This window comes from Afipia dichlorophenoxyacetatis, assembly GCF_055386385.1.
Genome location: NZ_AP029250.1, coordinates 2,956,427 through 2,971,492, shown reverse-complemented (window position 1 = coordinate 2,971,492; position 15,066 = coordinate 2,956,427). Strand labels below are relative to the sequence as shown.

Genomic DNA, 15,066 nt, shown 5'->3' with positions numbered 1-15,066 from the left:
TTGAGGAGGAAGAAATGCGTCGTTTGATTTTGGCTGCGGTTGCCGCGGTCACTTTGGCCGGCGCCGGTTCGCTGGCCGGCACCCGGGCTGAAGCTATGCCCCTGGGCGGTCTGTCCGGAGCAGCCACCGGCCAGGCGGAAACCGTCGCGCTGGTCTGCAACCCGGTCTGGAACGGCTATGCCTGGGTCCGCACCTGCTATCGCACCGGTCCGCGCTATTACGGCCCGCGCCCTTACTATGGTGGCTACTATGGCCGCCGTTACTACCGGCCGCGTTACTACTGATCGCACGCAGAGTTATCCGCATGCCAAAGCGGGCCGGATGATTCCGGCCCGCTTGCTTTTATCTGTCCACCGCTATCCTTCCACCGCGCGGACGCGAGGCCGCGTGACAGCCGCGATAAACCCATCACGGGCGTCGGAGTGGCCCTGCCCCCGCGGCTCCAGAACATTCCGCAGCAGGAATAGTCCTGTCAGCCGGAACCCGTCCTCCAGATCCTGACCGGTCCAACTGGCGCCCGCACTTCCCTCCTGCAGGAATGGCGGCAGACGCAACAACCGATCCCGCCACGGCTCTCCCGCCTGACGCGACACCGCTGCCCCCGACTTCGGCGAGACATACACAAGGTCGTTCATCGTGCCGGTGGCTGCGCAGGCCGACAGGTCCAACCCGAATCCGAGTTCAGTCAGCATGGTGAGTTCAAACCTGATCAGGTGAACACCTGCCTCTCCCGCATTTTCGAAATCATCGAGAATGGCTTCGACCGTCTCGTAAATGTCTTCGTGCGGATCACGTTCCGGCAAAAGCCGCACCAGCGACGCCAAATGCGTGACGCCATAAACCGCGTGAGACGACCCGAACATCGTGGCTGCCCGGAGCCGTGTTCCCTCAAGGGCATAATAGCCGAGATGCTCATCGAGCCGCGCGCGCCAGACCGCGTTCACCGTGTTGCCGGGCTGAAGCAGCGGCCGCATTCGCGATCCCGCGCCGCCACGGACCAGACCAAGATGCCGGCCATGGGAACGCGTCATCAACTCGACGATGGCGCTCGACTCGCCATGACGCCGCGTCCCCAGGATGATGCCTTCGTCCGTCCACTCCATGACTCGAAGTCTACACGAACTCGCGGCTTGATTTCAGCACTCTCTAGCGCCGGCCGTTCTGAGGAGCGAACCAGCCTTGCGCGTCGCCGGTAAAGGAAAAGAACAGCCCGACAGCCGTGAGCGCCGCTGAAATGAAGTCGACAAAGGTCTCGATCTGCCAGCCGGTTTCGTTGACCATCGCGGCGACCGAGATCACCGACATCACGAGCGACACCAGCAAAACCATCCGCGCCCAGTTTTGTCGCCGGTGGGCCGCCAGCCAGACCAGAAACACAAAGAACAACAAAAGCACCGCCGTGATCAGCTTGGCCTCCGGAGGAGTCATCTCGCCGAGATCGTTGAACGTATCGCTGCGAAACACCATCGACAGTGAATCGAGCAGAAGCGACAGATAAAGCAGCACTTCAAAATAGAAGATGTGCTTTGGAACTGTGACGTCAGATCCTGTCATTCTTTCGGGAACTCCAGGCCCATCTCGCGGTAGCGCTCGGGATCGTCACCCCAGCCGTCACGCACCTTCACAAACAGGAACAGATGCACGGGCTGGCCGACGATTTCCGCGAGCTCCTTGCGGGCATCCGCGCCGATGGCCTTGATGGTCGCACCGGCCTTGCCGAGCACAATCTTGCGCTGACTGTCGCGCTCGACAAAGATCGTCTGCTCGATCCGCACGGAGTTGTCCTTGCGCTCGGTCCATGTGTCGGTCTCGACCGTCGACTGATACGGCAACTCCTGATGCAGGTGGCGATAGATCTTCTCGCGGGTGATTTCCGCCGCCAGATGCCGCATCGGCGCATCCGACATTTGATCCTCGGGATAGTGAAACGGACCCGGAGGAACGTCATGCGCCAACGCCCGGCGCAGATCGTCCACGCCGTCACCACTCAGCGCCGATACCATGAATGTCTGCGTGAAGTTCAGACGCTCGTTCGCCTTCTGGGCCAGAACCAGCAACTTCTCCCGCTGCACCAGATCCACCTTGTTCAACACAAGGATTTTCGGATGGTTGACGCTTTCAAGCTTCGTGAAAATCGCGTCCGCCTCTTCATCGATACCGGCGCGCGCATCCAGCAGCACACACACGAGATCAGCATCGTGCGCACCACTCCATGCCGTTGACACCATCGCGCGATCGAGACGCCGCTTTGGTGCGAAGATGCCGGGGGTATCGACCAGAATGATCTGGGCGTTATCTTCGACGACGATGCCGCGGATCAGCGCGCGTGTGGTCTGCACCTTGCGCGATACGATCGTCACCTTTGAGCCGACCAGTGCGTTGACCAGCGTCGATTTGCCGACGTTCGGCGCCCCGATCAGCGCGACGAAGCCGCAGCGCGTCTCGCGGTCCGCCATTGTTTCTTGATCAGCCATCGTTGCTATTGCCTGTTACGCCTTCACGCTTCAACAACGCCGTAGCGGCGAGTTTTTCCGCGGCGCGCTTGCTGCCGCCGACACCTTCGGCGGGCGAAATACCTGGCAATTCCACAGCAACGCGGAACTGCGGATCATGATGCGGGCCGGTTCGCTCCACCTCGCGATAAACCGGCGTCGGCAAACCTTTGCCCTGCGCCCACTCCTGCAGGACGGTCTTGGGGTCGCGCAACGGCCGAACCGGCTTGCGCATGCGCTCGGTCCAGTTGCGTTCGACGAATTGCGCCGCAGCGGCATAGCCGCCGTCGAGAAAGACAGCCCCAATCACGGCTTCGCAGATATCACCAAGCACCGAATTGCGCAGCCGCGCACTTGCACCGGCGCCGACCGAACCAAGCTTGATGGCCTCATCAAGGCCAAGCGATTTCGCCACATCCGCGCAAGCTTCCCGGCGAACGAGGTCTGCAAGGCGCTTGGACAATTCACCTTCATCTGCCTTGGGGAAAGCACGGTAGAGCATATCGGACACGATCAACCCGAGCACATGATCGCCGAGAAACTCAAGCCGCTGATAGCTGTCGGTGCGGTTGCGCGCCGACTTCAAGGCGGACACGTGGGTGAAGGCGGTCGCCAGCAATGACGGATCGGCGAACGTGTGACCGAGGCGCTGTTCAACGATCTTGGCAGCGGCCTTGGCGCTCGGCTTCCGCACCGCTTTCTTTTTCGCGGGCGATTCATCGCCGGGGCCACCAGCCGCAGCGTCATCTATCGTCGGAGTAGGTTTCGTCAGTGCGCTCTCGCCGTTCATCGCACGAAGGAGAAAATACGATTCCAGCGGACCGCCACCGGCCATCGCCAGAACTGCCAGGCTTGCTCGCCTTCAGCAATGGAGAAGAAAATCATCTGCGCGCGACCGATCAGATTCTCCGACGGCACGTAGCCTACTGCGGACAGCACGCGGCTGTCTGTCGAATTGTCGCGGTTGTCACCCATCATAAAGAAATGTCCGGGCGGCACAGTGTAAACATTGGTGTTGTCGTAAAAGCCGTTATCGACGCAATCGAGCGTCTTGTAGGTGACGCCGTTCGGAAGCGTCTCCTGCCATTGCTTGACGCGAGCTGTCGCATCCGATCCGCAAGGGTCTTCGCCGATGAAATCCGCCAACCGTTGGCGCTCAACGGGCTTGTCGTTGATGTAGAGCAGTCCCTCTTTCATCTGAATACGATCGCCCGGCAATCCGATCACGCGCTTGATGTAATCCGTCGTGTCGTCCTTCGGCAGGCGAAACACGACGACATCGCCGCGATTGGGATCAGAACCGAAAATGCGGCCAGAGAAAATTCGCGGTGACAGCGGAATTGAATAGTGGCTGTAGCCGTACGAATACTTCGAGACGAAAAGGTAATCACCAACCAGCAGGGTCGCCTTCATCGATCCGGACGGGATGTTGAAGGGTTGAAACAGGAAAGTTCGGATCACCAGCGCAATAATGAGCGCGTGAATGACGACGCGAACGGTTTCACCAACGCCGCCTTCGGATTTCGCCGGAGATGTCACGCTCATTGCTCTTTCGGGTCCTGGTTTTGTGATGCTTGCGGTCCGCGCCGGCAAGTGATCCGCCCAACCGGAAAGCCAGCCAAATCACCCGCGCGGGTTTTAGACTGTTGTCGCAGAGGGCGCAATCAAGAGCCGGATGAAAACTTGCTAATGGTCTGACAAATCAGTGAATTTTAGATTTGCGCGTACTTCCTGGTCCAAAACGACGCGGCTTAGCCCCTGGCGGCCTGAACCGCTGAAATGATCACGAAAGCCTGCGCCAAAGGCCAATCATCGGTGATTGTCAGGTCAATTCGGGCTTCAAAGCCCTTCGGCGTCAGGGATTCGAGCCGAGCCAGCGCCCCCCCTGTGAGCTTCATCGTGGGGCGCCCTCCCGGAAGGTTGATCACCCCCATGTCCCGCCACCAGACCCCTTGCCGGATTCCGGTGCCAAGCGCCTTGGAACAGGCCTCCTTGGCCGCAAACCGCTTGGCATAGGTCGCCCAGACCATTTTCGGCGCCTTGGCGCGACGCTCCGCCTTGGCACGCTCCGCGTCAGTAAAGATGCGGTCCAGGAACCGGTCCCCGTGCCGCCCGATCACCTTCTCGATGCGCGTGATGTCGATGAGGTCCGAACCGATCCCGATGATCATGCGTGGGTCCGGATCAACTTGCGACCCCGGTCCATCGCGGCGCGCATGTCACGGACACACTGCGGCAGACCGATGAACATCGCCTCCCCCATCATGAAATGACCGATGTTGAGTTCGACCACCTGAGGCAAGCTCGAGATCGTCTGGGCGGTCTTGTAGTCGAGGCCGTGCCCGGCGTGTACTTCGAGCCCCGCCGATTGCGCCAGCGTGGCACCCGCGACAATGCGCTGCCATTCGTGCTCGGCCTTGTCCTTCTGCCCCTCGACGACAGCATCGCACCATGCGCCCACATGGATTTCGATCACCGGCGCCTTCAGTTTCGCCGCCATTTCGATCTGGCTTGGATCGGCAGCGATAAACAGCGAGACGCGGATGCCGGCATCGCTCAGCCGCGCGATGAAAGGTCCGAGCGCATCGCGCTGACCAACCACATCGAGCCCGCCTTCGGTGGTGACTTCCGTGCGGCGTTCCGGAACAAGACATGCAGCGTGCGGCTTGGTCGCCAACACGATCTGAAGCATCTCCGCGGTGGCGGCCATTTCAAAATTGAGCGGCTTCGAAATCTCCGCCTTCAACCGCGCCATGTCCTCATCGCGAATGTGGCGGCGGTCTTCACGCAGATGCGCAGTAATACCGTCGGCTCCCGCCTCGATGGCAAGATGAGCGGCGCGCACCGGATCAGGTACATGGCCACCACGCGCATTGCGCAGCGTAGCCACGTGATCGACGTTGACCCCGAGACGGAGCGGAGGAGTTGTCGCCATGGGAAAATCCAAACCAGATGACAGAAGGATGACGGTTACCCGTTGACGCGCTCGACGCTGGCAACCACCGCCTTTGCACGCAACTGAGAAATGATAGCGTTCAAATGCTTGAGGTCATAGACCTCAAGATCGATGGTCAGGTCAGTAAAGTCAGGCGAACGGCGACTCATATTGATGTTGTCGATATTACCGTCGTGCTCGGCAATGACCCCGGCAACCTGTGCAAGACTTCCCGGTTCGTTGACGTTCTGCACATGCAGTCGCGCCGGAAAACGTTGCGGCGCGACTTCCTCGATGTCCCAACGAACATCGAGCCAGCGCTCCGGCTCTTCCTCGAAATCCTTCAACGCCGGCGACTGGATTGGATAGATCGTGATCCCCTCGCCCGGCGTGACGATGCCGACGATGCGATCGCCCGGCACCGCACCACCATTCGGCGCGAACTTCACCGGCAAGTCCGAATTGATGCCGCGAATTGGAATCGCGGTTGATGCCTTGCTGTCCACAGGCGTTTTCGCCTTTGGTGTCGCCCCGATCACCTTCTTCGCGCCAACACGCGCTTCTTCCTTGTAGTCGGGGTACATCGCGCGCGCGACATCAGAAGCTTTCATCTCGCCGCGTCCCACCGCAGCCATCACATCGTCGATGGAAGATCGCGCCAACCGCGGCAGTGCGCCCTTCAGCTTGTCATCGGCATAAGCGATCTTCGCGCGCATGAACAAGCGCTCCACGATGCGCCGTCCGAGTCCAGCGTACTGATCCCGCACGGCGGCGCGGGTCGCACGGCGGATCGCAGCGCGCGCCTTGCCGGTGACGGCAAGCGCTTCCCACGCGCTCGGCGGCGCAGACTGCGCTTGCGACGTCAGCACTTCGACCTGGTCGCCGTTTTCAAGTTCAGACGACAGCGGCGCGAACTTGCCGTTAATCTTGCAGCCGACGGCGCTGTTGCCGACGTCGGTGTGAACCGCGTAGGCGAAGTCGATCACGTTGGCATGCCGTGGCAGCGCAATGAGCTTTCCCTTCGGCGTGAAGCAAAACACCTGATCGTGGAACAACTCCATCTTGGTGTGTTCCAGGAATTCTTCAGGGTTTGAGCTCTCCGAAAGAACCTCAATGGTATGCCGCAGCCACGCGAACGCGTTGGACTCGCGGTTGAGCATTTCAGTCGGAGATCCAATGCCGTCCTTGTAGAAGGCATGCGCCGCGATGCCGAACTCGTTGACGCGATCCATCTCCTCGGTGCGAATCTGCAATTCGACACGTTGCTTGCCGGGACCGATCACCGTTGTATGGATAGAGCGGTAATCGTTCTGTTTGGGCGTCGAGATGTAATCCTTAAAGCGGCCCGGAACGACAGGCCACGTGGTGTGCACGATACCCACCGTGCCATACACCTCTTCGAGGCTCTTCACGACCACACGGAACCCGAAGATGTCGGAGAGCTGCTCGAAACCGATGGATTTCCGCTCCATCTTCACCCAGATCGAGAACGGCTGCTTGCGTCGGCCCTTCACCTGCGCAGCGATTCCGTTCTTCGCGAGCTTGGCGACCAGCTGCGACTCGATCTCGCCGATCAAATTGCGGTTACGCTCCTCGAGCGCATCCAGCCGCTGCACCACCACCAGATGCGCGTCGGGATCGAGGACACGAAACGACAGGTCCTCGAGCTCCTCGCGCATCTTTTGCATACCCATGCGTCCTGCGAGTGGCGCATAGATATCGAGGGTCTCTTCGGCAATTCGCCGTCGCGACGCTGGAGGCATGAACTCCATCGTCCGCATATTATGCAATCTATCCGCGAGTTTAACGAGCAATACACGCACGTCGTCAGCAATGGCGAGCAGCAACTTGCGGAGATTCTCGGCCTGCTTGGCTTCGCGCGAGACGAGTTCCAATCGCTTGAGCTTGGTCAGTCCCTCAACCAGTGCGCCGATTTCCTTGCCGAAGATCTGGTCGATTTCGGCGCGCGTCGATTCGGTGTCTTCGATGGTGTCGTGAAGCAGAGCGGCGACGATGGTTGCATCATCCAGCTTCAGGTTCGTCAGAATCGCGGCCACTTCCAGTGGATGCGAAAAATATGGATCGCCGGAAGCGCGCTTCTGTTCGCCATGCGCCATCATCGCATAGACGTAGGCCCTGTTCAGCAGGTCCTCATCGGTGTTCGGATTGTAGGCGCGAACCCGATCGACCAGGTCGTATTGCCGCATCATCTTGGCGCGCGTCGGCTTTTTCGCAGCCGCGGATGCGTCGGCCTGAGTCGCCGCGCCGGCATCGGCTGCCGCCTGCATTTGATGATGATTTTGGCGCCACGTCGCCATTGCAACACTTCCTTGATTGGCGAAATTCCTAACGGAACAGCCAATCACAATATCACCGCGTTGGCCGGTGACCGCAAGGAAGACACGCAAAAAGTCAATAAACGCAAAGGCACGCAAAACGAAAGGCCCGGAGTATCCGGGCCTTTCGAATGATTACGAAAATTTCATGTAGAAAGTAAGATGAGTTTTACTCGTCTTCTTCAGGCTGCTCTTCGGGAGGTGCGAGGCCTTCGAGGCCCTTCAGAAGTTCTTCTTCCGTCATGCGCTCGACAGCAACTTCGGTGTCGTCAGCATCAACGGAGGCGCCAGCAGAACCAATCAGTGGGACCGTATCGGGCTCAGGCTCATCCACTTCAACAAACTTCTGAAGCGAATGGACCAGCTCTTCACGCAAATCTTCAGGAGAAATGGTCGTGTCCGCGATTTCGCGTAGCGAAACCACCGGATTCTTGTCATTATCCCGATCGACGGTGAGAGGAGATCCCGACGAAATCATCCGCGCACGATGTGCGGCGAGCAGTACGAGGTCGAACCGGTTATCGACCTTATCAATGCAGTCCTCAACGGTGACACGCGCCATCGGCTGTCGCTCCAAGTAAGTCAGAATGTCTCGCTATGCGTCTTAGGTATAGCGACTAGGGCCTTTTCGCAAGTAGCAATTTTTAAATGCCCGAGAAATCCGGGTTTTCGCGAGGTCACTTCTTGTCAAATGAAAGGAACAATTTGGTCCATGGACAAGAAATCGGCTTATTGCCTGCCCAAGGTGATACCCTATCCCGATCGTCCCCAACGGTTGTCGATCTGATATTTACTATTGCTTATCCCTCTTCAACCGTTTGGCGACCAGCTGAAATCTGAAGCAACAACACGCGGCGCTTTCCACGCCGCCAAAAATGCTACACAACAAACACGATGCGAGAACAAACTGATGCCTGCCACTAACAAGATCGCGCTCTTTATCGACGGTGCCAATCTCTATGCCACCGCCAAGACGCTTGGTTTCGACATCGACTACAAGCGGCTTCTCCTCGAGTTCCAGAGCCGCGGTACGTTGGTGCGGGCGTTCTACTACACCGCGATCATTGAGGATCAGGAGTACTCATCCATCAGGCCGTTGATCGATTGGCTCGATTACAACGGCTATACTGTGGTCACGAAGGCCACCAAGGAATTCATCGACGCCAGCGGACGCCGCAAGGTGAAGGGCAACATGGACATCGAGCTTGCCGTCGATGCCATGGAACTCGCCGAGCACATTGACCAGATGGTTCTGTTCTCCGGCGACGGAGATTTTCGTTCACTTGTTGAAGCCGTGCAGCGCCGCGGCGTGCGCGTCACTGTCGTCTCCACCATCGCCAGCCAGCCTCCGATGATCGCCGACGAATTGCGTCGTCAGGCAGATGTCTTTACAGATCTTGTCCAGCTACAAGCAAAGCTGGGCCGCGACCCCAACGAACGTCCTGCCACTCGGGAGCCTCGCGAACAGCGTCAACACACGCCGCAATTCCTGCAGCGCAGCACCAGCACGATTGCACCGCGAGGCGATGACGAAGAGTTCGACGACTAAAGCAAGCGAATCGCGGCAACGGCACACAAAGGCCGCTGCCGCACTTCCCCCCGTTCCCGACCATGACTGCCCCCTCTGCCCTCGGCTTGCAGCTTTCCGCCACGCCAATCAGGCGCGCGAACCGCTCTGGTTCAACGGACCGGTCGATTCTTTCGGCAGCCGCGACGCAGCTCTTCTGATCGTTGGTCTCGCGCCCGGCATGCAAGGCGCCAACCGCACCGGACGCCCTTTCACAGGCGACTATGCAGGCGACCTGCTCTACGAAACTTTGCTCGAGTTTGGTTTCGCCAAAGGTGTTTACGACAAGCGCCCCGATGATGGCCTAAAGCTGGTCAACGCCCGCATCACCAATGCAGTGCGTTGCGTGCCACCGCAGAACAAACCGCTGCCCGCAGAAATCAATACGTGCCGCACGTTTTTCAATGCCACTCTGGATGACATGCCGAACGTGCGCGCGGTTATCTTGTTAGGCCGCATCGCGCATGACACGACGCTAAAGGCGCTCGGCATCCGAGCGGTGACCGCGCCGTTTGCGCACGGCGCGATTCACGATGCAGGCCGCTTCAAGCTCTACGACAGCTATCATTGCTCGCGCTACAACACGAACACCGGCGTCCTCACGCCGAAAATGTTCAAGAGCGTGTTCGCAAAGGTCCGCAACGATCTCGCTCGTTAAACCGGATTGGCCTGCAGCCACTCCAGCACATCTCCCGCGTTCCGATCCGGCGGAAACACCGGATAGAACACATGGGTGATCTTGCCGTTGTCGATAATCATCGCCATGCGCTTGATCAGCGTCAGCCCGGCGACGTCCATCGTCGGCAGATTGAGCCCACGTGAGAGGGCGAGTTCGCTATCGGACAACACCAGGAACGGCACGTGCAGCCGCTCGACCATCTCGCGCTGATATTCAGTTTCCTGCGTCGAGATGCCGAACACGTGGCTCGCACCCGCCTCTTTCAACTCCTTGAACAGGTCACGGAATGAGCAGGTTTGCGGCGTACATCCACGCGCGCCTGGGATCATGTCCCAATCATCCACGAGGCCGATCTTGCCGGGCTCTCCCGTGCGCGGGTATGCGAACAAAACAGTGCGACCGGGCAAGGACGACAGCGTGACCGAACTGCCATCGGTCGCGCGCAAAGCAACCGGCGGAATGGCTGCGCCTTTCAGGTGCTTTGCGGCTCCATCGTCGACGGGCGCCGGAATTGTGCTCCAGTCGACACCCATCAAATTCGGTTGATTCATAACGTTATCCTCTTGCCCTCAGCAGACGGCCCTTTTCGCGCGACCAGTCCCGTTTCTTTTCAGTCTCGCGCTTGTCGTGCAGCTTCTTGCCCTTCGCGAGAGCGAGCTGAAGCTTCAACTTGCCATGCTCATTGAAATACATCTTGAGCGGAATGAGCGTCATGCCCTCGCGCTCGATGGCGCCGATCAGCTTGTTGATTTGCTTCCTGTGCAGCAACAGCTTACGCGGCCGCTTTGGCTCGTGATTGAACCGGTTGGCCTGGAGATATTCCGGGATGTTAGCGTTGACGAGCCAGATCTCACCGCCCTTGGAGTCGGCGTACGACTCCGCGATCGTGGACTTGCCGTTGCGCGCCGACTTGACCTCGGTCCCTGTCAGCACGACTCCCGCTTCAACTGTGTCCTCGACGGCATAGTTGAACCGCGCCTTACGGTTCTCCGCAACGACCTTGATCGGACGCTCTTTCTTTTCAGCCATCGGTGCCTCGGTGCGTGTTCAGGCGAAGAAAACCGGCTCGCGTGAGAACGCAATCCTTCAGATTGAAACTGACGGGCTGTCAGAACATCTATCTTCTATAGATAGCAAATTATTTCGATTTCAAAAGATCGCGGATCTCGGTGAGCAGTTCCTGATCTTTCGTCGGCTTTTCCGGTGCCGGTGGCGCGGTCTCTTCCTTGGCCTTCAGCTGGTTCATGAGGCGGATCACGATGAACAGCACGAACGCTACGATCATGAAATTCAGCGTCAAAGTAAGGAAGCTGCCCCATGCCAGCACGGCGCCCTGCTTCTTGGCGTCTGCCAAGTTGGTTGCCGTCACCGCCTTCGACAGCGGCGTATAGTAATTCGAGAAGTCGAGGCCGCCGGTGATCGCACCGATGATCGGCATGATGACATCGCCGACCAAGGAATTGACGATCGCGCCGAACGCTGCGCCGATGATGACGCCAACCGCCAGATCAACAACATTGCCCTTCAGGGCGAACTTCTTGAACTCCTCAAGCATCGGCAATCTCCCTCTACCGCATTGGCGCGGATCAGTTGATCAGCCCCGCGAAAACCATTGCATCGCGGATGGCCTTGCCGGTCGGCGCTGTCACCGGCATCAAAGGCAAACGAACTTCCTCTTCCAGACGTCCGAGCAGGCTGAGGCCGTGCTTGGCGCCCGCGAGTCCTGGCTCCTTGAAGACAGCGTCGTGCAGCGGCACGAGCCGATCCTGAAGCTTGAGGCCGGTCGCATAGTCGCCCTTCAGCACCGCGGACATCAGGTCGGCGCAAAGCTTAGGCGCCACATTGGCGACAACAGAGATACAGCCATGACCACCGGCAGCCATATAGGCGAGCGCGGTCATATCCTCGCCGGAGAGCTGGATGAAGTCCGGCCCCATAGCGTGACGCTGCTGTGATACGCGCGCGAGATTTGCGGTGGCATCCTTCACGCCCGCGATGTTCTTCAGCTCGAACAGCCGGGTCATCGTCTCAACCGACATATCGACAACCGAACGCGGCGGGATGTTGTAGATGAAAATCGGAATACCGATTGCATCGTTCACCGCCTTGAAGTGCTGATACATGCCTTCCTGAGTAGGCTTGTTGTAGTAAGGCGTCACGACGAGCACGGCATCGGCGCCAGCCTTCTCCGCATGCTTAGCGAGATCAACCGCCTCGCGGGTTGAATTCGACCCTGCACCGGCGATCACTGGTACGCGACCCTTGGACTCTTCGATGCATACTTCGACGACCTTGTTGTGCTCTGCGTGGCTCAACGTCGGGCTTTCACCCGTGGTGCCCACAGGAACCAGGCCGTTCGACCCTTGCTCGATCTGCCAGTTCACCAGCGCACGCAGGGCAGCCTCATCGACTGCGCCGTTTTTGAATGGCGTCACCAAGGCTGTGTAGGACCCTTGGAACTTCGTCTTGGCTGCCATTGTCTGTCTCCGAACGCGTGTCGCTTCTTGTTTTGAAAAGTAAAAAGGTTACCGATTGATAACGAGTCCCGGCCCATGATGAAAGGGTCATGGGCTCAGGCCGGCCCGGGGAGCCCCCGGATCGGTCGCATCAGCCGCTATTTTGCCGTGGTGTTGCGGCAGGGTACCGGTTCTAACACATTTGATGTTTTGTCCACATAATCAATCCAATAGACTTGAAGGCGCGGCCATTGCACGATTCGCCCCACAGGTTTGCAGTGACATCGTTTTTTGCCCCCTCAGCCGGTGTTAACGCAAAGCTGCGGCGTACATTCGTGCTGGGCGCGGCCATTGCCGTTCTGGCGTCTGCAGGTCTGCCGTCGAATGGCGCATCCGCCGTGCCGCTGCCAAAGCCGCGGCCAATCCCCCGCAGCGTGACGCCTCACAGCGCGCCAACGCCATCACCACAACAATCCGCCCTTACCCAGCCTGCGCCTACGCCCCCCAAAGGCCCAGGGCGCACCGTGGCAGCACCTGTTGCGCCACCACCGAAGAAGCCATCCGTATCGCTGGCGCTATCTTCGACGTCGTCCACATCTCGCGCGGATATGGAAACGCTCGAACAGGTCATCGAGCTGGTCCGCAACAAGAAGCAAACCGACGCCACGCAGCTCGAAGCCTCGATCACCGATCCCGTCGCGCGCAAGCTTGCGGAATGGCTCATCCTGCGCAGCGACAACAACGGCGCGCCGATGGAGCGCTACCGCGCGTTCCTCGCTGAGAATCCGACATGGCCAAGCCAAGTCTTTCTCCGCCGTCGCTCGGAGGCCGCCCTGTGGGACGACAAGCGGGACGACGCGACAGTCCTTGCCTTTTTTGGCGGCGAGCAACCCACCACGGCCAAGGGTCGCTTCATGCTGGCGCGCGCACTGCTCGCCCGTGGGGATCGGCAGAGCGCGGAGCGTTATGTACGAGAATCTTGGCGCACCGATCAATTCGGATCGGACATGGAAGAGGCCGCTCTCGCGCAATTCGGTCCGCTGCTGACATCCGGTGATTACAAAGCCCGGATGGACATGCTGCTTTACGAGAAGGACGGCGCGGAAGCAGCCCTGCGTTCGGCCAAGCGGCTCGGCCCCGCTTATGTGGCGCTCGCCAAGGCGCGGATCGCGATCAACAACAAGTCGTCGAACTCCAAAGCGCTGCTCGATGCAGTGCCCCGCGAACTGCATAGCGACCCGGGCTACATGTTCAGCCGGATTCAATATCTGAGACGCGAAGATAAAATCGCTGAAGCCGGGCAGCTGATGATGGCAGCACCGCGCGATCCGGCGCGCCTGTTCGACCTCGACGAATGGTGGATCGAGCGTCGGCTTGTGGCGCGTAAGCTGCTCGACAACAACGATCCGCGTTCGGCTTATGTGATCGCGCGCGATGCGGCGCTGCCTGCCAAGGACATCTACAAGACCGAGCAGGAATTCACCGCAGGCTGGATTGCGCTCCGCTTCCTCAACGACCCCAATACGGCCGCCCAGCATTTCGCGCGCATCGGCGTCAACAGCGTCAACCCGACGGCACTCGCACGCGCCGGTTACTGGCAAGGCCGCGCGGCCGAGGCCGCAGGACGCTCCGACGCCGCCCGTTCGGCCTATGAAGCGGCGGCCGCGCATTCGACCAGCTATTACGGACAACTCGCACGCGCCAAGCTGCGCTTGCCGCAGATCGCCTTGAACAGCGCGCCGGGGCGGTCACGCGGCGGCGAGCGGCTCGAAGTCGTTCGCGCGGTCGACATGCTCTATGCGCTCGATGAACGCGAGATCGCAATTCCTATTCTCGCCGACATGGGCGAGCGCGCGGATATGGATGGCCTGCTGGCATTGTGCGAGCTGGCCCAGCGCCAGAACGATGCACGAGCGATGTTACTGGTCGGCAAAGCCGCGCTCAATCGCGGCATGCCCTTCGACTACTACGCCTATCCGGTGATGGGCATCCCTGCGTACAAGGATTTCGGGCCGGAAGTCGAAAAGCCGATCGTGTTCGCGATCGCGCGGCAGGAAAGCGCTTTCAATCCGAGCGTGGTCTCGCCTGCGCAAGCCTATGGCCTGATGCAGGTCACACCAGACGCAGGCAGATACGTCGCCAAGAAGTACGGCACAACGTTTGATCTCAGCCGTCTCAAGACGGACTCGTCCTACAACGCGGCCTTCGGTGCCGCCGAACTCGGCGGGTTGATCGAAGATTATCGCGGCTCCTACATCATGACGTTCGCCGGCTACAACGCAGGACGCGGCAGCGTGCGCAAATGGATTGAGCGTTACGGTGATCCGCGCGATCCGAATGTGGATGCCGTCGACTGGGTCGAGAAAATCCCGTTTGCCGAGACCCGCAATTACGTCCAGCGCATCATGGAAAACGTGCAGGTCTATCGCGCCAGGTTCGGCGGCGGCAATAAGCTGTTGATCGAAGCAGACCTGCGCCGCGGCGCCGGGGGCGAATAACGCGACGCCTCCAGACGTTTCCATTCGTCTTACAGATGTTAAGCTCGCCCCTCATTTTGAGGACGCGATCCCGCCTGCATTGTGCCCGACGGACAAACGTCAC

17 protein-coding genes are annotated in these 15,066 nt (G+C 59.5%); 4 read left to right on the top strand and 13 right to left on the bottom strand.

From position 1 onward, the window contains the following. Positions 1–14 precede the first annotated feature (14 nt). Complete coding sequence (locus tag ACZ5C3_RS13990; protein WP_464038225.1) at positions 15–284, top strand: hypothetical protein; 270 nt, start codon at positions 15–17, stop codon at positions 282–284. A 72-nt stretch (positions 285–356) separates the two neighbouring features. Here the strand turns inward: ACZ5C3_RS13990 and recO are convergent, their stop codons facing one another. The 9 genes from recO to rpoZ form a co-directional block, all read right to left on the bottom strand. After that, positions 357–1,103: a DNA repair protein RecO gene (gene recO / locus ACZ5C3_RS13985; RefSeq protein ID WP_464038224.1), complete on the bottom strand. Its 747-nt coding sequence runs from the start codon at positions 1,101–1,103 to the stop codon at positions 357–359. A gap of 43 nt (positions 1,104–1,146) precedes the next feature. After that, positions 1,147–1,554 (bottom strand): hypothetical protein, encoded by a 408-nt coding sequence (locus tag ACZ5C3_RS13980; protein WP_464038223.1) that lies wholly within the window; start codon positions 1,552–1,554, stop codon positions 1,147–1,149. Then, positions 1,551–2,474: a GTPase Era gene (era, locus tag ACZ5C3_RS13975; protein WP_464038222.1), complete on the bottom strand. Its 924-nt coding sequence runs from the start codon at positions 2,472–2,474 to the stop codon at positions 1,551–1,553. Before era ends, ACZ5C3_RS13980 begins: the two co-directional genes overlap by 4 nt. Beyond that, positions 2,467–3,282 (bottom strand): ribonuclease III, encoded by an 816-nt coding sequence (gene rnc / locus ACZ5C3_RS13970; RefSeq protein WP_464038339.1) that lies wholly within the window; start codon positions 3,280–3,282, stop codon positions 2,467–2,469. The genes era and rnc overlap by 8 nt, the downstream gene beginning before the upstream one ends. Further along, positions 3,279–4,037 (bottom strand): signal peptidase I, encoded by a 759-nt coding sequence (gene lepB, locus ACZ5C3_RS13965; protein ID WP_464038221.1) that lies wholly within the window; start codon positions 4,035–4,037, stop codon positions 3,279–3,281. The genes rnc and lepB overlap by 4 nt, the downstream gene beginning before the upstream one ends. Before the next feature lie 206 nt (positions 4,038–4,243). Further along, positions 4,244–4,663 carry a holo-ACP synthase gene (gene acpS / locus ACZ5C3_RS13960; protein WP_464044767.1) on the bottom strand — a complete coding sequence of 140 codons (420 nt, stop codon included), beginning with the start codon at positions 4,661–4,663 and terminating at the stop codon, positions 4,244–4,246. Then, positions 4,660–5,427, bottom strand: a complete 768-nt coding sequence (locus ACZ5C3_RS13955) for a pyridoxine 5'-phosphate synthase (protein WP_464038220.1) — start codon at positions 5,425–5,427, stop codon at positions 4,660–4,662. Before ACZ5C3_RS13955 ends, acpS begins: the two co-directional genes overlap by 4 nt. A gap of 35 nt (positions 5,428–5,462) precedes the next feature. Then, positions 5,463–7,745 carry a RelA/SpoT family protein gene (locus tag ACZ5C3_RS13950; RefSeq protein WP_464038219.1) on the bottom strand — a complete coding sequence of 761 codons (2,283 nt, stop codon included), beginning with the start codon at positions 7,743–7,745 and terminating at the stop codon, positions 5,463–5,465. A gap of 187 nt (positions 7,746–7,932) precedes the next feature. After that, on the bottom strand, positions 7,933–8,325 hold the full coding sequence (gene rpoZ / locus ACZ5C3_RS13945) for a DNA-directed RNA polymerase subunit omega (protein WP_002712128.1): 393 nt from the start codon (positions 8,323–8,325) through the stop codon (positions 7,933–7,935). Between the two features lie 348 nt (positions 8,326–8,673). Between rpoZ and ACZ5C3_RS13940 the strand changes: the two genes are divergently transcribed. Both ACZ5C3_RS13940 and ACZ5C3_RS13935 read left to right on the top strand, forming a co-directional pair. Beyond that, complete coding sequence (locus tag ACZ5C3_RS13940) at positions 8,674–9,312, top strand: LabA-like NYN domain-containing protein (RefSeq protein WP_464038218.1); 639 nt, start codon at positions 8,674–8,676, stop codon at positions 9,310–9,312. Continuing rightward, the gene (locus ACZ5C3_RS13935; protein WP_464038217.1) at positions 9,290–9,988 is read left to right on the top strand and encodes a uracil-DNA glycosylase; all 699 of its coding nucleotides are present in this window, start codon (positions 9,290–9,292) and stop codon (positions 9,986–9,988) included. Before ACZ5C3_RS13940 ends, ACZ5C3_RS13935 begins: the two co-directional genes overlap by 23 nt. Here the strand turns inward: ACZ5C3_RS13935 and ACZ5C3_RS13930 are convergent. From ACZ5C3_RS13930 to dapA, 4 genes are all read right to left on the bottom strand, one after another. Continuing rightward, positions 9,985–10,560: a peroxiredoxin gene (locus ACZ5C3_RS13930; protein ID WP_464038216.1), complete on the bottom strand. Its 576-nt coding sequence runs from the start codon at positions 10,558–10,560 to the stop codon at positions 9,985–9,987. The two genes, ACZ5C3_RS13935 and ACZ5C3_RS13930, sit on opposite strands and share 4 nt — an antisense overlap. A gap of 4 nt (positions 10,561–10,564) precedes the next feature. Beyond that, positions 10,565–11,038, bottom strand: coding sequence for an SsrA-binding protein SmpB (gene smpB / locus ACZ5C3_RS13925; RefSeq protein ID WP_464038215.1), 474 nt, complete (start codon positions 11,036–11,038; stop codon positions 10,565–10,567). A 109-nt stretch (positions 11,039–11,147) separates the two neighbouring features. Then, complete coding sequence (mscL, locus tag ACZ5C3_RS13920) at positions 11,148–11,564, bottom strand: large conductance mechanosensitive channel protein MscL (RefSeq protein WP_464038214.1); 417 nt, start codon at positions 11,562–11,564, stop codon at positions 11,148–11,150. A 31-nt stretch (positions 11,565–11,595) separates the two neighbouring features. Continuing rightward, a complete protein-coding gene (gene dapA, locus ACZ5C3_RS13915) occupies positions 11,596–12,486 on the bottom strand; it encodes a 4-hydroxy-tetrahydrodipicolinate synthase (protein ID WP_464038213.1) in 891 nt (296 codons plus the stop codon). 257 nt (positions 12,487–12,743) lie between these two features. On the opposite strand from dapA, the gene ACZ5C3_RS13910 reads away from it, so the two are divergent. Continuing rightward, positions 12,744–14,963, top strand: a complete 2,220-nt coding sequence (locus tag ACZ5C3_RS13910; protein WP_464044766.1) for a lytic transglycosylase domain-containing protein — start codon at positions 12,744–12,746, stop codon at positions 14,961–14,963. Positions 14,964–15,066: the final 103 nt, after the last annotated feature.

Excerpts from the sequence above, each read along its gene's own strand:
- era (WP_464038222.1), bottom strand. The coding sequence starts at position 2,474 with ATGGCTGATCAAGAAACAATGGCGGACCGCGAGACGCGCTGCGGCTTC.
- ACZ5C3_RS13950 (WP_464038219.1), bottom strand. The coding sequence starts at position 7,745 with ATGGCGACGTGGCGCCAAAATCATCATCAAATGCAGGCGGCAGCCGAT.
- smpB (WP_464038215.1), bottom strand. The coding sequence starts at position 11,038 with ATGGCTGAAAAGAAAGAGCGTCCGATCAAGGTCGTTGCGGAGAACCGT.
- mscL (WP_464038214.1), bottom strand. The coding sequence starts at position 11,564 with ATGCTTGAGGAGTTCAAGAAGTTCGCCCTGAAGGGCAATGTTGTTGAT.
- ACZ5C3_RS13930 (WP_464038216.1), bottom strand. The coding sequence starts at position 10,560 with ATGAATCAACCGAATTTGATGGGTGTCGACTGGAGCACAATTCCGGCG.
- dapA (WP_464038213.1), bottom strand. The coding sequence starts at position 12,486 with ATGGCAGCCAAGACGAAGTTCCAAGGGTCCTACACAGCCTTGGTGACG.
- ACZ5C3_RS13990 (WP_464038225.1), top strand. The coding sequence starts at position 15 with ATGCGTCGTTTGATTTTGGCTGCGGTTGCCGCGGTCACTTTGGCCGGC.
- rnc (WP_464038339.1), bottom strand. The coding sequence starts at position 3,282 with ATGAACGGCGAGAGCGCACTGACGAAACCTACTCCGACGATAGATGAC.
- recO (WP_464038224.1), bottom strand. The coding sequence starts at position 1,103 with ATGGAGTGGACGGACGAAGGCATCATCCTGGGGACGCGGCGTCATGGC.
- acpS (WP_464044767.1), bottom strand. The coding sequence starts at position 4,663 with ATGATCATCGGGATCGGTTCGGACCTCATCGACATCACGCGCATCGAG.
- lepB (WP_464038221.1), bottom strand. The coding sequence starts at position 4,037 with ATGAGCGTGACATCTCCGGCGAAATCCGAAGGCGGCGTTGGTGAAACC.
- ACZ5C3_RS13980 (WP_464038223.1), bottom strand. The coding sequence starts at position 1,554 with ATGACAGGATCTGACGTCACAGTTCCAAAGCACATCTTCTATTTTGAA.
- ACZ5C3_RS13955 (WP_464038220.1), bottom strand. The coding sequence starts at position 5,427 with ATGGCGACAACTCCTCCGCTCCGTCTCGGGGTCAACGTCGATCACGTG.
- ACZ5C3_RS13940 (WP_464038218.1), top strand. The coding sequence starts at position 8,674 with ATGCCTGCCACTAACAAGATCGCGCTCTTTATCGACGGTGCCAATCTC.
- rpoZ (WP_002712128.1), bottom strand. The coding sequence starts at position 8,325 with ATGGCGCGTGTCACCGTTGAGGACTGCATTGATAAGGTCGATAACCGG.
- ACZ5C3_RS13935 (WP_464038217.1), top strand. The coding sequence starts at position 9,290 with ATGACGAAGAGTTCGACGACTAAAGCAAGCGAATCGCGGCAACGGCAC.